Source organism: Haematobacter sp. (assembly GCF_032102465.1).
Lineage (GTDB): Bacteria > Pseudomonadota > Alphaproteobacteria > Rhodobacterales > Rhodobacteraceae > Haematobacter.
This window is the reverse complement of the sequence record NZ_DAMDHB010000027.1, coordinates 1-14,370: the sequence shown is the minus strand read 5'-3', so window position 1 is coordinate 14,370 and position 14,370 is coordinate 1. Positions and strand designations below refer to the sequence as shown.

At 67.8% G+C, this 14,370-nt stretch carries 17 protein-coding genes; 7 read left to right on the top strand and 10 right to left on the bottom strand.

Annotation, left to right across the window (positions count from 1 at the left end):
• The first annotated feature begins 73 nt into the window (after positions 1-73).
• The 5 genes from RT513_RS15070 to RT513_RS15050 are packed head-to-tail and all read left to right on the top strand — an operon-like array spanning position 74 to position 5,029.
• Positions 74-778, top strand: a complete 705-nt coding sequence (locus RT513_RS15070; RefSeq protein ID WP_290687532.1) for a lytic transglycosylase domain-containing protein — start codon at positions 74-76, stop codon at positions 776-778.
• A 3-nt stretch (positions 779-781) separates the two neighbouring features.
• The gene (flhA, locus tag RT513_RS15065) at positions 782-2,869 is read left to right on the top strand and encodes a flagellar biosynthesis protein FlhA (protein ID WP_290687534.1); all 2,088 of its coding nucleotides are present in this window, start codon (positions 782-784) and stop codon (positions 2,867-2,869) included.
• Positions 2,866-3,645, top strand: a complete 780-nt coding sequence (locus RT513_RS15060; protein WP_290687537.1) for a flagellar biosynthetic protein FliR — start codon at positions 2,866-2,868, stop codon at positions 3,643-3,645. The genes flhA and RT513_RS15060 overlap by 4 nt, the downstream gene beginning before the upstream one ends.
• Positions 3,642-4,715, top strand: coding sequence for a flagellar type III secretion system protein FlhB (flhB, locus tag RT513_RS15055; RefSeq protein WP_088213596.1), 1,074 nt, complete (start codon positions 3,642-3,644; stop codon positions 4,713-4,715). The genes RT513_RS15060 and flhB overlap by 4 nt, the downstream gene beginning before the upstream one ends.
• Positions 4,712-5,029 (top strand): hypothetical protein, encoded by a 318-nt coding sequence (locus tag RT513_RS15050; protein ID WP_290687540.1) that lies wholly within the window; start codon positions 4,712-4,714, stop codon positions 5,027-5,029. The genes flhB and RT513_RS15050 overlap by 4 nt, the downstream gene beginning before the upstream one ends.
• Before the next feature lie 83 nt (positions 5,030-5,112).
• Here RT513_RS15050 and RT513_RS15045 read toward each other — a convergent pair whose 3' ends face one another.
• The 9 genes from RT513_RS15045 to RT513_RS15005 are packed head-to-tail and all read right to left on the bottom strand — an operon-like array spanning position 5,113 to position 9,575.
• Complete coding sequence (locus RT513_RS15045; protein ID WP_290687543.1) at positions 5,113-5,562, bottom strand: flagellar basal body-associated protein FliL; 450 nt, start codon at positions 5,560-5,562, stop codon at positions 5,113-5,115.
• A 9-nt stretch (positions 5,563-5,571) separates the two neighbouring features.
• The gene (gene flgH, locus RT513_RS15040; RefSeq protein ID WP_290687545.1) at positions 5,572-6,300 is read right to left on the bottom strand and encodes a flagellar basal body L-ring protein FlgH; all 729 of its coding nucleotides are present in this window, start codon (positions 6,298-6,300) and stop codon (positions 5,572-5,574) included.
• Positions 6,297-6,731 carry a flagellar basal body P-ring formation chaperone FlgA gene (gene flgA, locus RT513_RS15035; RefSeq protein WP_088213600.1) on the bottom strand — a complete coding sequence of 145 codons (435 nt, stop codon included), beginning with the start codon at positions 6,729-6,731 and terminating at the stop codon, positions 6,297-6,299. Before flgA ends, flgH begins: the two co-directional genes overlap by 4 nt.
• Positions 6,731-7,516 carry a flagellar basal-body rod protein FlgG gene (gene flgG, locus RT513_RS15030; protein ID WP_290687548.1) on the bottom strand — a complete coding sequence of 262 codons (786 nt, stop codon included), beginning with the start codon at positions 7,514-7,516 and terminating at the stop codon, positions 6,731-6,733. Before flgG ends, flgA begins: the two co-directional genes overlap by 1 nt.
• 9 nt (positions 7,517-7,525) lie before the next feature.
• Positions 7,526-8,248 carry a flagellar hook-basal body complex protein gene (locus RT513_RS15025; protein WP_290687550.1) on the bottom strand — a complete coding sequence of 241 codons (723 nt, stop codon included), beginning with the start codon at positions 8,246-8,248 and terminating at the stop codon, positions 7,526-7,528.
• 1 nt (position 8,249) lies between these two features.
• Entirely contained in the window at positions 8,250-8,516 is a 267-nt protein-coding gene (locus RT513_RS15020; RefSeq protein WP_035741853.1) for a flagellar biosynthetic protein FliQ, read from the bottom strand.
• A complete protein-coding gene (fliE, locus tag RT513_RS15015; RefSeq protein WP_035709173.1) occupies positions 8,516-8,797 on the bottom strand; it encodes a flagellar hook-basal body complex protein FliE in 282 nt (93 codons plus the stop codon). Before fliE ends, RT513_RS15020 begins: the two co-directional genes overlap by 1 nt.
• Before the next feature lie 8 nt (positions 8,798-8,805).
• Positions 8,806-9,195 carry a flagellar basal body rod protein FlgC gene (flgC, locus tag RT513_RS15010; RefSeq protein WP_035741849.1) on the bottom strand — a complete coding sequence of 130 codons (390 nt, stop codon included), beginning with the start codon at positions 9,193-9,195 and terminating at the stop codon, positions 8,806-8,808.
• Positions 9,195-9,575, bottom strand: a complete 381-nt coding sequence (locus RT513_RS15005; protein ID WP_290687557.1) for a FlgB family protein — start codon at positions 9,573-9,575, stop codon at positions 9,195-9,197. The genes flgC and RT513_RS15005 overlap by 1 nt, the downstream gene beginning before the upstream one ends.
• A gap of 79 nt (positions 9,576-9,654) precedes the next feature.
• Between RT513_RS15005 and RT513_RS15000 the strand changes: the two genes are divergently transcribed.
• On the top strand, positions 9,655-10,953 hold the full coding sequence (locus RT513_RS15000; RefSeq protein ID WP_290687559.1) for a FliI/YscN family ATPase: 1,299 nt from the start codon (positions 9,655-9,657) through the stop codon (positions 10,951-10,953).
• Between the two features lie 132 nt (positions 10,954-11,085).
• On the top strand, positions 11,086-11,844 hold the full coding sequence (locus RT513_RS14995; protein WP_290687561.1) for an SDR family oxidoreductase: 759 nt from the start codon (positions 11,086-11,088) through the stop codon (positions 11,842-11,844).
• 529 nt (positions 11,845-12,373) lie between these two features.
• Here RT513_RS14995 and mutS read toward each other — a convergent pair.
• On the bottom strand, positions 12,374-14,370 hold a 1,997-nt coding region (gene mutS, locus RT513_RS14990), incomplete at its 5' end, for a DNA mismatch repair protein MutS (protein WP_313534134.1).

The following is a 14,370-nucleotide window of genomic DNA, read 5'->3' as shown; positions in this document are numbered from 1 at the left end:
TCTTCCGGGGTGGTTACCGAATCTCAAGGAACTTCCCCTAGCCTGATCCCAGAACCCCAACCGGGCGGGATCCATGGCGCGCTTTCTTCTTTTCCTCCTGCTCCTGCTGGCAACCCCTGTTGCCGCGCTTCCCGTTGCCGATCCGGGGACGGTCTGTGAACGCGCGGCACTGATCGCGGCGCGGCAGAGCGGCGTGCCCGCCTCCGTCCTCCGCGCCATCTCCCTCACGGAGACTGGCAGGCGGCAGGGCGGGCGCTTCCAGTCATGGCCCTGGACCGTGAACATGGAGGGCGAGGGGCGCTGGTTCGACACGCCGGAGGCGGCGCTCGCCTATGTCCGGCAGGAGTTCGCCCGCGGCGCGCGGTCCTTCGATGTCGGGTGTTTCCAGATCAACTACCGCTGGCATGGCGATGCGTTCGAGACGGTGGAGGAGATGTTCGACCCTCTCGGCAACGCGCTCTATGCCGCGCGCTTCCTGTCGGAGTTGCACGGGGAATTCGGGTCATGGAGCGCGGCGGCGGGCGCGTTCCACTCCCGAACGCCCGAATATGCCGCGCGCTATCGCGAACGGTTCGACACGATCCGCGCCGGTCTGGCGGAGGAGGACGGCATCCCCGACATACCGGATATCGTGCTCGCCCTGAACGGCGGGGAGCCTGTTGCCCGGCAGAACCTGTTCCCGCTGCTGCAGGGCGGCGAACGCGGGCGGCGCGGCTCGCTGTTTCCCGGTTCCGCGCCCTCCTCCCGGCCGCTGATCGGCCCACCCTCGCAGGAGTGAGCCATGCCCGCGAAATTCGACCTCAAGCTCGTCTTTCATCCCACGGTCCTGCTCGCCGTCGCCCTGATGGCGGTGATCGTGATGATGGTGCTGCCCGTGCCGGCCTTCGTGCTGGACATCGGGCTGGCGGCCTCCTTCGCGCTGGCGATCCTGATCTTCACCATCACGCTGTTCATCGAACGGCCGCTCGACTTTTCCGCTTTCCCGACGATCCTGCTCGCCACGCTTCTGCTGCGGCTCTCGCTCAACGTCTCCTCGACCAAGCTCATCATCGGGCAGGGTCATACCGGCACGGCGGCAGCGGGCCATGTGATCGAGGGGTTCGCCATGTTCGTGATGGGCGGAAACGTCTTTCTGGGCGTGGTGATCTTCTGCGTGCTCATGATCGTCAACTTCATGGTCATCACCAAGGGCGCGGGCCGCATGGCGGAGGTCGGCGCGCGTTTCGCGCTCGACGGGATGCCGGGCAAGCAGCTCGCCATCGACAGCGACATGGCGGCGGGTGCCATCGACCATGCGGAGGCCAAGGCGCGGCGGGAGCGGGAACTGGCGGAGACCACGTTCTTCGGCTCGCTCGACGGGGCCTCCAAATTCGTGAAGGGCGATGCGGTCGCGGGCCTCATCATCACGCTTCTGAACATCTGTGTGGGGCTGGCCGTCGGCATCGGCCTGCACGGCATGGACATCGGCGGCGCGTTCCGAACCTATGCGATCCTGACGGTGGGCGATGGCCTCGTGTCGCAGATCCCCGCGGTGATCGTTTCCGTCGCCGCCGCACTGCTGCTCTCCCGCGGTGGCTCCAAGGGCGCGGTCAACCTCGATTTCTTCGGTCAGCTCGGGCGCTACCCCGCCGCACTCGCCACGGTGGGCGGGTTGATGGCGTTCTTCGCCCTTGTCCCCGGCATGCCGTTTCTGCCCTTCATGACGGGGGCGGCGCTGCTTGGCCTTTGCGCTTGGATCGGCCTCCGGCGGGAAAAGCGCGCCGCGGAACCGGCTCAGGGACTGTCAATCGTCGAGAAGCCGGCTGAGAAGTCCCTGGGCGATATTCTGGAGCTGGATGACATCCATGTGGAGTTCTCGCCCACGCTGATTTCCATGGTGCTCGATCCCTCTTCGGGTCTGGATGCACGCATCGGCAACATGCGCCGTCATGTCGCCGCGACATTCGGCCTGATCCTGCCGGAGATCCGGCTGACGGATGATGCAACGTTGCCCCCGGGCGGCTATCGGATCCGCATTCAGGGCGTGGAGCAGGCCGCCGACCGGCTGGAGGCGGACAGGGTTCTGGCGCTGATGCCCGGCGGCTCGGAGGAGGCGCTGATGCCGGCCGGGGACGATGTGCGGGAGCCGGTCTATGGCGCGCCCGCCCGCTGGCTTCTCCCCTCCCGGCAGGAGGAAGCCGCGATTGCCGGCGCCACGGTCGTCTCTCCGCCGGAAGTGCTTGCAACCCACATGCTGGAGGTCATCAAGCGGAACTTCGGTCGCCTGCTGACGCTTCGCCAGCTTCGCCGGGTGCTGGACGAGATGACCAACCTTTCCGACAGCACGCGGGCGGAGGCAAACCGCCGGCTGATAGACGAGCTTATCCCGGATCGTGTGCCGATGGACCTGCTGCTCTCCGTGCTCAGGCTTCTGCTGGAGGAGCGTGTCTCGATCCGCAACATGCCGGTGATTCTCGAGACAATAGCCGAGGCGAAAACTGCGCTGCCGAATGCGGAAGCGGTCTGCGAATACGTCCGTCAGCGCCTCGGGTTTCAGCTCGTGGCCGAGTTGCGCCGCCCTGACGGCACCATACCCCTCGTGCAGCTTGCGCCGGAGTGGGAGCAGAGCTTTGCGACCTATGAGCTGGGCGGTACGGGGGGGCAGGTGGCCCTGCCGCCCGATCTGTTCAACCGGCTCGCCAACGGAATCGCGGAAAAGCTGGCGCGGGCGGGGGAGACGGGGGTGCATGCCGCCGTCATCACCTCGCCGCTGCGGCGGCGGTTCCTGCGCACGGTGATGAGCGCACGTGGCCTCTCCGCGCCCGTCCTGTCGTTCGACGAGATCGGCTTCGACGCGCGTCCCTCCCTCGTCGGGCAGGTTCCGGCATGACGCTGGACGCGGGGCTCTTGGACCTGGTCCTTTCCCTGCGGGAGATGTTCCTTGCCGGTTTTGCCGTTTTCCTCCGCGTTGGTGCCGCCATGGCGCTCCTGCCCGCCTTCGGTGAACAGTCGGTGCCGGTCCGCATCCGTCTGGTGCTGGCCTTGGCCTTTACGGCGATCATTCTGCCGCCTGTCGCCGACAGGGTGGCAGCCATCGCGACGGAGGAGGCCCTTCTCGGCCTGCCGCTGCTGACGGAGACGCTGATCGGTCTTGCGCTCGGCGCGGCGCTGCGGCTCTTTGTTTTCGCACTGCAAACAGCAGGCGCGATCGTCGCGCAGACGATCTCGCTGGCCCAGATGTTCGGCACGGTGGGTGAGCCGCAGCCTGTCGTCTCCCATCTTCTGACCGTTGCGGGTCTGGCTCTCGCCGTGACGATCGGACTTCACGTGCGCTTCGCGGAATATCTTATCCTGTCCTACGACCTGCTACCCGCGGGGGGGCGTCCGGTTGCTGCGGAGATGACCCGTTGGGGAGTGGCGTTGATCGCGGAAAGCTTCGGGCTGGCCTTTTCCCTTGCCCTGCCCTTCGTGATCGGGGGCACGCTCTACAACCTTGCAATCGGGGCGATCAACCGCGTGATGCCGTCGCTCATGGTGTCTCTGGTCGGCGCGCCGGCACAGGTGCTTGGCGGGATCGCGCTTCTGGCGCTGCTCGCGCCCGTCATGCTGGGCGTCTGGATCGGGCGGTTCGCCGAATTCCTCTCCGCACCGTTCGGCATGCCATGAGCGACGATGCCGAAAAGGAACATGAGCCGACACAGAAACGGCTCGACGACGCGCGCAGGAAGGGGGAGGTCGTCCGGTCTGCGGATATCGGCACGGCGGCGGCCTATGGCGGCCTGCTGCTGGCAGGGCTGTTTTCAGGACACGCGGCGGTCGATGGAATAGGGACGCTCGGCAGCCTGCTGCTGGGGCAGGCGGACATGGTGGCGGAAGGGCTTGTCGCCACGCCGGAAGGGGGCATGTCTGGCGTCATGTTGTCCGCCGTCCGATCGGTCGCCCCCTTTTTTCTTCTCCCGGCGGCGCTGGTGCTGCTCGCAACCCTTGCACAACGGGCAATGATCTTTGCACCATCCAAGATCGAGCCAAAACTTTCACGCATCTCGCCCCTTGCCAATGCGAAGCAGAAATTTGGCCCCACCGGGCTGGTCGAATTCCTGAAAAGCTTCATCAAGCTCCTTCTCATCGCGGGACTGCTCGGCGTATTTCTCTCCAACCGCATGTCGTTGCTCCTGACCGCGCCCCATCTGGCGCCCGCTCAAGGAGCCGGCCTGCTGGGGGAGCTTCTTCTGGCGTTTCTTGTCCCGATCCTCACGATCGCGGTGGTTTTCGCGGTGCTGGACTATCTGTGGCAGCGTTTCGATTTCCTTCGCCGCAATCGCATGACGCGGAAGGAAGTAACGGACGAGATGAAGGAGCAGGAGGGCGACCCTCATATCCGGCAGCAGCGTCGCGCCAAGGCGGAGGCGATCGCCACGAACCGCATGATGGCCGATATGCCGAAGGCCGATGTGGTGATCGTCAATCCCACGCATTATGCCGTGGCGCTGAAATGGTCGCGGAGCGAACCTGGACCGCCGCTCTGTCTTGCCAAGGGTGTCGATGAGGTGGCTGCCCGTATCCGCGCCATGGCGGCGGAGCATGGTGTCCCGATCCATAGCGATCCGCCCACGGCCCGGGCCCTTCATGCAACGGTGGAGGTCGGTACGCGTATCCGGCCGGAGCATTACCGGGCGGTTGCCATCGCGATCCGGTTTGCCGAACGCGTGCGGGCCGCACGGAGGACGGGCGCATGAAAAGGGACGTGCTTCGACTGGAGCATCTTGCGGGCCTCCGGCTCGATCTGAAACTGAACGCGCTCCGTCGGGAGACGGAGGCTGCGGAGACGCTTCGATCCGAGATGCGGCATCTGGCCGATAGCGCGCTGCTGGCGCGTCGGGATGATCAGCGGCTGGGCGAACGTCACGCTTTATGGATCAGACAACGGATGGAGACGCTGAATATGGACCTGGCAAACCGGCTCGTGCGCATCGAGGAGGCCCGGGAGAGCGCGACGCGGGCCTTTGGTCAGAAGGATGCGCTTTGCCTTCTCGCGGCGAAGGACAAGTGATCGCCGCGAGATCGGGGGGCGGGGCATCTTGTAACCAGGGAACTGCCGGGCAGCAGGGCGGGAGCCCCCGGGCAGGGCTGCGGCTATCTGCTGTCCTGCCGGACGATGTCGGTGACGAGCACGTCCAGAGCATCCGGCCCCACGACGCCCCTGGCCGCCTCGCCCAATGCCGCGCGAAGCGCGATCATCGGGCCGCCTTCGGTAAACGCCCCATCGAAACCGCCGGTATTCGCGTGATCGAACAGAACCTGCAAAAGCGCATCGCGAAGCTTCGGCTCATACCGGTGCACGACATCGCTCCGCCCCTGCGGCACTTCCACGCTGAGGGAGAGCACGATGAGCGCCCGCGTTTCACCTTGCCGGATCACCGGGACCACGAACTGGTTGTTGAGCCGGGCATAGTCACGCAGCGCTGGCGGGGGAGGCGGGGTCGGTTCCTCCTCCGTCGGTGCCGGCCGGAGCGCGATGCCGGCAGCGACCCCTCCGGCAAGACCGGTGACGCAAAGCAGGATCGGGAGAAGAAGGCGCTTCATGGTTTCTCCTCAGAACGGCAGGACAATGTCGCTGATCTGCTGGCCGTAGCGCGGCTGCTGAACGTCGGTGATCTGACCGCGCCCGCCATAGGCGATCCGGGCGCCTGCGATCTTGTCATAGGCGATCTCGTTCTGGCGGGTGATGTCATTGGGGCGGACATAGCCGGTCACCAGAAGCTCCCGCAGCTCGAAGTTTACCCGAACCTCTTGACTGCCCTCGATCCGCAGCACACCGTTGGGCAGGCGCTCGACCACCGTGGCCGCCACGCGGAGCGTGAGTTTCTCCTGCCGTTTGACGGAGCCGTTGCCCTTGTAGTTGCTGGCCGAGCCGGTGGAGATCGCCTCCGCCATGCCCGCGCCTTCGGGAAGTTTTTCGTTCAGACGCTGGGGAAGGCCGAACAGCTGCGGTATCCCCATCGTGTCGGACCCCTGCCGGGAGCGCCCCGTGGTGTTGGAGATCTCCGCCCGGTCATCGATTTCGATCACCACCGTCAGGATATCCCCCCGCATGCCCGCGCGCCTGCCGCCCAGCAGCGACTCGCGCCCCCCGTTCCAGAGCGAGGCGGCGGGGGCCTGTCCCTCCCGCGCGTCGGTATGGGAGGGGAGCGCATACATCGCCTGCATCTGGTAGGTGTCCTCCACCGGCTTGAAAGCGGGTGCGCGCCCGACCTCCGCCATGCGCCCGCAGGCGGCGGTCAGCGGAAGCAAAACCAGGGTGGCGAGAACTCGGTTTTTCATTGCGTGTAATCCTTGGGAGTACCGCCGACATGCACAGTCCCGTCCGGGCCGGCGATGCCGGTCACCGTGGTGCGCGAGGCGAGATTGAGAACGCGGACATCCTCGCCCGGGGCGGCACGGCCGAGCGCGCGGCCTTCGGCGCGAATGAGCAGCCCGCCTTTCCGCCAGGCAAGGGGCACGATCTGATTGCGCTCCACCACGGCGGCCGGTGCGATGTCGCCGGGACGAATCGGGCGTCCTGCATAGATCGCCACACGGGCCTCGAAACCGATGGCATCGCCCGGGTCGGTAAGCGCGCCGGGCACGACCTCTGCCGAAAGCGCGAGATCGGTCGGCGCGATGACGCTTGTCGCGCGGATCGTATGTGCCGCGACCAGCGCCTCCGCTCCCGCGGGGGAAGCTGCCAGAAGAAGGAACACCGCCAGCCGCATCAGCGCACCTGAGCCGTCGCTGCCATCATCTGATCCGCCGCTGTCATCACCTTGGCGTTCAGTTCATAGCCGCGCTGTGCCTCGATCAGCTGGGTCACTTCGCGCACGGCATCGACGGTGGAGCTTTCCAGATATCCTTGCCGCAATGTGCCCAGCCCATCCTCGCCGGGATTGCCGGGAAGCGCGGGGCCGGAGGCTTCCGTTTCCGTGAACAGGTTGGAGCCCATCGCCTCCAGCCCCTTTTCGTTGGAAAACCCTGCAAGCGTGATCTGGCCCAGCATCTCGGGCTCCACCCGGTCGCTGAAATAGGCATAGACCTCTCCCGCCGCATTGATGGAGATCGTCCGCGCATCGGTGGGAATGGTGATGCCCGGGGCAACTTCATGCCCCTCCGCCGTGACGATCAACCCTTCGGCGGAGCGCTTGAGCCCCCCGTCGCGCGTGTAGGCCGCCAGCCCGGAGGGCAGTGTGACTTCGATGTAGCCGCGCCCCTCGATGGCAATGTCGAGATCCCCCCCCGTCTGCGAGAGGGTGCCCTGGGCGATCTGCACCGATACGGCGGCAGGACGAACCCCGAGGCCGAGCTGCACACCCGCGGGCACGATTGTTCCGTCGGCGGCGGTGATCGTTCCGGGTCGCGTCATCTGCTGATAGTGGAGGTCGGCGAATTCTGCCCGCCGGGCGGCGTAGCCGGTCGTGTTCATGTTGGCGAGGTTGTTCGACGTGACCTCCACCCGCATCTGCTGGGCGGCCATGCCGGTCGCGGCGATCTGAAGTGCACGCATCTCTCTCTCCTATCGGCCGAGCGTCTGGACGACGACGCGGATGCGCCCGTCCTCCATCTCGAGGAAGCTTTGTCCCATCTCGTAGGCGCGCTGGACGGCGATCATCCGCGCGATCTCCGAGATCGGGTTGACGTTGGAGCCTTCCAGATGGCCCTGCAGAAGCCGCGCTCCGTCTTCCGCGACGGGTTCTGCGCCGCCTTCTGGGAACTGGAGCCTTGCACCCGCCAGCTGGCTCCGGCCGGGATCGACGGGCTGCCACAGGCCGATGCGGGTGAGCGGCGTGCCATCCGCGGCGAGCGTGCCATCCGGCGAGAGCGTCACGGCACGGGCTTCCGCCGGGACAAAGACCGGGCCGCCGCCTTCGTCGAGCAACCGGTCCCCCTCCGGCGTCACAAGCTCCCCCTCGGCATTCGGTGTGAAGTGACCCGCGCGGGTGAGCGCCTGACCGTCCGGCGTTTCCACGAGGAAATATCCCTCCCCCTCGATGGCGAAGTCGTAGGTGCCCCCTGTCGCCGTGATCGCGCCTGCGCGCGGGTCGATGGTGCGGCCATGGGCCGTCGCCATGGACAGGACCTCTCCGGGCTGACCCGAGCGCTTCACGTGTTCGGAGAACACCAGCCCTTCGCGCCGGAACCCGGTGGTGGAGGCATTGGCGATATTGTTGGCGATCACATCCATTTCGCGCGTCAATCCGCGCTGGCGGGTGAGGGCGACATAAACGGGGGTGTCCATCCTATCCTCCTGCGATCAGGGGCACGATGCGGTCGGTGAAAAAGCTCACCAGCGTTTCGGTCATGAAGCTCATCGACACCCAGAAGACGACGAGCATCGCCGCCAGCTTCGGCACGAAGGTCAGCGTTGCCTCCTGCACGGAGGTGAGGGCCTGAAAGAGCCCGATCACCACGCCGGTGACCAGCGCCACGCCCAGAAGCGGCGCGGCTGTCAGCGCCGCGATCCAGAGCGCCTGCCGGAGCGTGTCGTAAAGGACGGTATCCGCCATCAGACCGGCATCCTGAGGATTTCCTGATACGCCTCCACCACCTTGTCGCGCACGGCCACGACTGTCTCCACCGCCGTCTGCGAGGCGGAGAGCGCCTGCACCAGGGCGTGGGCGTCCGCCTTGCCGCTCAGGGCGGCGGTGGCCGTCTGCTCGCCTTCGGAAAGCACGCGAGCAAAGTCCTGCGCGGCGCCGAGCAGGCCGCCCGCGCCGCCCGGTTCGGGGCGGGTCGCGGGGCGGGCGGTGTCATAGCCACGGATGGCGAGGGAGGGGGTCAGATCCATCTGGTATCCTATCGGCGGAGAAGGTCGAGTGCTGCGGAGGCCATCTGCCGGGCCTGATCGAACATGCGCAGGTTGGCCTCGTAGCTGCGCTGGGCCTCACGTGCGTCGGCGATCTCCACCATCAGATCGACGTTGGAGCCATCGTAGTAGCCCGAGCCATCGGCCATCGGATGCGCGGGGTCATGGATGCGCTGAAGCTCCGAGCGATCAAGCCGCGTGCGGGAGAGATGCACCTGCCCGGCCTCCGCGCCGCGCATTTCCGCTTCGAACGCGGCGGTCTTGCGGCGGTAGCCGGGTGTATCGGCATTGGCGATGTTCTGGGAGATGTTGCGCAACCTGCCGGCCTGCGCCTCCATCCCGGAGGAGGATACGGCGAGGATCTGCTTCAGGTCCGCCATCAGCCCGCCTTCCCGAGGCTGGCGCGGATGATGCCACCCGCGCTGCGATAGACGGCGAGCGCGAGGTCATGGCTGTGACGGATCTCCGCCGCCGTCACCATCTCACCCTCCAGCGAGACGGTATTGCCATTGGGCGCAGGCTCCCCTCCCTTGTCCACGGGGCCGCGGAGGCTGGAGAGCCCCTCCGGCTGATGGCCCGCCCGTGTGACGGCCATCGGCATGTCGCCCCGCTCGACCAGTTCGGCGAAGGGGCGCAGGTCGCGGGCGCGGTATCCCGGCGTATCGGCATTGGCGACGTTCTCCGCCACCATGGCCTGCCGGGCGGCGGCGTGATTGGCGAGCGCGCCAGCGAGTCGCGACAGTGCAAGTCTTTCGAACATCGGCGTTTCTCCCTCTCTCGGCGAAACCAAGCTTTAAGAGTGATTCCTTTAAGAATGGTAAGAGCCGCAGGAGAATCCGATGTCGCCCCCCGAAATCCTTCTTTCCAAGATCGCAGCCATTCCCGTCACCCGTCCCGTGGGGAGGGTCGTTTCCGTCAGCGGCGCGCTGATCGGTGTGGGCGGGCTGCCGCGAAGGGCCGCGCTCGGCGACCGGGTGGAATTTCCGCGCGCGGGGCTGGCGGGTGAGATCGTCTCGCTCACGCAGGAGGGCGCGGGCGTGCTGCCGGAGAAACGGCCGGAGGGGTTGGCCGTCGGCGATCTCGCGCTCTGGGAGCAGGGGAGCGGCATCGCCCCGGATGAAAGCTGGATCGGCAGGCTGGTCGATGCCTCCGGCAAGCCCTTGGACGGGCGGCCTCTGGGATCGGGGGTGCGGGCGCGGGACTATGCCGCCGCGCCGCCCGATGCGGCCCTGCGCCGGCCGCTGGGCACCCGCATGGAGACGGGTCTGTCCGTATTCAACACGCTGCTGCCCCTCGTGCGCGGGCAGCGGATCGGGCTCTTTGCGGGGTCGGGCGTGGGCAAGTCCACGCTGCTGGCGGCGCTGGCACGCCATGTTGCCGCCGATGTGGTGGTGGTCGGGCTGGTGGGTGAGCGGGGGCGCGAGGTCCGCGAATTCGTCGATCACGTATTGGGGCCTGACGGGATGGCGCGGGCGGTGGTCGTCGCTGCGACATCCGATCAGTCGCCCCTCCTCCGGCGCCGCGCGGCCTGGACCGCGATGGCCGTGGCGGAGCATTTCCGCGACGCGGGCAAACAGGTGCTCCTCCTGATGGATTCGGTCACCCGCTATGCCGAGGCGCACCGGGAGATCGCGCTTGCCTCCGGCGAACCGCCGAGCCTGCGGGGCTTCCCGCCCTCCACCAGCCAGATGATCACGGCATTGGCCGAGCGGGCGGGGCCGGGGCCGAAAGGCGCGGGCGACATCACCGCGATCTTCAGCGTGCTCGTTGCCGGGTCCGACATGGAGGAGCCGGTGGCCGATATCCTGCGGGGCGTGCTGGACGGCCATGTGGTGATGGACCGCAGCATCGCCGAGCGCGGACGCTTCCCGGCCATCGACCTGCTCCGCTCCGTCTCCCGCAGCCTGCCCGCCGCCGCGAGCGCTGAGGAGAACCTGCTGATCGGGGAGGCGCGGCGGCTCCTTGGCGCCTATGACCGGGCGGAGATGATGATCCAGGCGGGGCTGTATGTGCCCGGCTCCGATCCGCTGGTCGATCGCGCCATCGCCGTCTGGCCCGCGCTCGATGCCTTTCTGGCGGAGCGGGCGGAGGATGGAACGGCGGCAAGCTTTGCCCGCCTCGCAGCGATTCTGGCCTGAGCCACGGGGCTATCCGCCGGGACCATTCGGGGAGACCATCCGCGGGGACCAGTCGGGGGGGGGCCGCTTTTGCTTGTGTTGCCCGCCGTCTCGCGGAATAGCTCGGGTCGCAATCCGTGCAAGGAGACAGCCATGCCCACCATCCTCATCACCGGGGCGACCGCCGGTTTCGGTCAGGCCACCGCCCGCCGCTTTGCGCGTGCCGGGTGGTCCGTCGTGGGCACCGGCCGGAGGGAGGAGCGCCTCTGCACGCTGGCCGAGGAGATCGGCCCGGCTTTCCACGGCCTCGCCTTCGACATCACCGATCCTGCCGCCGTCGCTGCGGCGCTGGACAGCCTGCCCGACGCGTTTGCCGCCATCGACCTGCTGGTGAACAATGCGGGCATGGCGCTCGGCACCGCGCCTGCGCCGGAACCGCCGCTCGCGGACTGGCAGGCGATGGTGGAGACGAACGTGTCGGGCCTCCTCGCCGTCACGCACAGGCTGCTGCCGGGGCTGATCGCGCGGAAGGGCATGATCGTGAACCTCTCCTCCATCGCCGCGCACTGGCCCTATCCGGGGGGGAATGTCTATGCCGCCACCAAGGCTTTCGTGCGGCAGTTCTCGCTGGGTCTGCGGGCCGATCTGCACGGCACCGGGGTCCGGGTCACCTCGCTGGAGCCGGGGCTGTGCGAGAGCGAGTTCACGATGATCCGCACCCGCGGCAATCAGGCGGCCTACGACGCGCTTTATGAAGGGGCCGATCCGATCCAGCCGGAGGATATCGCCGAAACGATCCACTGGCTCGCCACCCAACCGCCGCATCTGAACTTCAACAGCATCGAGATGATGCCTGTCAGCCAGTCCTGGGCGCCGCTGCGCGTTCACCGCCGCGAGACGGACAAGACCTAGCAGGCGGCTGAAAAAGGCTTTTTGGCCTGTGTTGGAGCGGAAATCCTTCTTCATCCGACGAAATACCGCCGGAAATGGATATACGTCCGGGCGTTTCCGGGCCGATTTTCCGATTCCTGGGGCGTAAGCATCACGTTTCAGGATTTTTTCAGCAGCCTGCTAGCGCACCCGTTCCGCCGGGGGTCGCGGGGGGCGTCCCCCGCGCCTTGCCGCCTGCTTGCCGGACGGACGGGGTAGCGGCGGGGCATACCGCCTCTTTCCTGTCGTGAACCCGCCTGCCCTTCGCCTGCGGCGTCGGGCGGAGAGGGACCGGGAGAACGGGTGTCCGGTCCGCCCTGTTGCCAAGCGATGCCGGACTGTCCTGCCCGCGGCGTTGCCGGAGCGCAGGTCTTGCCGGTGAAGCGCTGCCTCCCACCCTGCCACCGGTCGGAACGCTGCGGGTCAGCCTACGGGATTGCCGGACGGAGCCTCCCCTGAACAGGCCGGACCCGGCGGCAACCTTTTATCAAAGCCCCGGGGAAGGGTGGCGTCAGCCGGCGGTCAGCAATGCCTTCAACCGATAGAGGGCCTCCAACGCCTCGCGCGGGGTGAGGGCGTCGGGCTCGATCTCCTCAAGCGCGCGCCTCACCCCGTCGGGCGTCTCGACCGCGACCGGCGGTGCGGGCCGCGCGGCAAAGAGCGGCAGGTCCTCCACCATGGCGCGCCGATGGCCGCCGCCCTCGCGGTCCCCCTTCTCCAGCGCCTCGAGCAGCACCCGCGCACGGTCCACCACGACAGGCGGCAACCCCGCGAGGCGCGCGACCTGCACGCCATAGGACCGGTCCGCCGCGCCCTCCCGCACCTCGTGCAGGAAGATCACCTCCCCCTGCCACTCCCGCACGGCGACGGTGGCGTTTCTGAGCCCGGGCAGCTTCGCGGCAAGTCCTGTCATCTCGTGGTAATGCGTGGCGAAAAGCGCGCGGCAGCGGTTCACCCCGTGCAGATGCTCGAGGGTTGCCCAGGCGATGGAGAGGCCATCCCATGTCGCGGTGCCGCGGCCGATCTCGTCCAAGATGACCAGGGCGCGGTCATCCGCCTGATTGAGAATTGCCGCCGTCTCCACCATCTCCACCATGAAGGTGGAGCGCCCGCGCGCCAGATCATCCGCCGCGCCCACGCGGGAGAAGACCTGGCTGACCAGCCCGACATGCGCCGCGCGGGCCGGGACATAACCGCCCGCCTGAGCCAGAATGGCGATCAGCGCGTTCTGCCGGAGGAAGGTGGATTTCCCGGCCATGTTCGGCCCGGTGACAAGCCAGATCGCCGCCCCCTCCGCCCCGTCGGAGAGGGCGCAGTCATTGGCGATGAAGGGCGTGCCCTGCCTGCGGAGCGCCCGCTCCACCACCGGATGCCGCCCGCCCTCCACCCGGAAGGCACGCGAGGCGTCCACCACCGGCAAGGCCCAGTCCGCCTCGATCGCCAGAAGGGCGAGCGCCCCGGAGAGGTCGATCTCCGCCAGCGCCCGTGCCGCCTCCCCGATCGGTCCCGCAGCGGCGAGGACCGCCTGACGCAGCCTCTCGAAGATCCGCTTCTCGATCTCCAGCGCCCGGTTTCCGGCATTGAGGATTTTCGTCTCCAGCCCGCCGAGCTCCACCGTGGTGAACCGCACCTGACTGGCCGTCGTCTGGCGATGGATGAAGCGGGCGTTCAGCGGCGGGGCCAGCATCCTTTCCGCATGGGTGGCGGTCGTCTCGATGAAATAGCCCAGCACGTTGTTGTGCTTGATCTTCAGCGAGGCGATGCCGGTTTCCGCGGCGTAATCGGCCTGCATCCCGGCGATGACGCTCCGCCCTTCGTCCCGGAGCTTGCGCGCCTCGTCGAGTTCCGCGTCCTGCCCGGCCGCCACGAAACCGCCGTCGCGGGCAAGAAGCGGCGGCTCGGCGATCAGCGCCGCCTCCAGCAGCCCGATCAGCGCCCCATGCCCGCGGAGCGCCCCGGCCGCCCGTGCGAGCCGGCTGGACGTGCTGTCGGCGAGCAGCGCAGCCAGAGCCTCCGCTTCCGCGAGACCGTTGCGGATCGCCGCCAGATCCCGCGGCCCGCCCCGGTCGAGCGCCAGCCGCGACAGAGCGCGGTCCATGTCGGGCACCTTGCGGAGCCTGTCGGCCAGCCTGTCCGCCAGCGCGCGATCCTCCACCAGCAGCCGCACCGCTTCCTGCCGGGAGGCGATTTCCCCCAGATCGCAGGAGGGGCTGGAAAGCCGCCGCTCCAGCAGCCGCGCGCCGCCCGCCGTGATGGTGCGGTCGATGGCGGCGAGCAGGGAGCCCTCCCGCCCGCCGGACAGCGCCTCCGTCAGTTCGAGGTTCCGCCGCGTCGCCGCGTCGATCTGCATGGCGCGGCGCGCTTCCTCCCGCACCGGCGGGCGGAGAAGCGGCATCCGCCCCTTCTGCGTCAGGTCGAGGTAATCGACGAGCGCCCCCAGCGCCGCGATCTCCACCCGCGAAAACGCCCCGAACGCGTCGAGCGAGGCCACCCGCCACAGCGCGCACA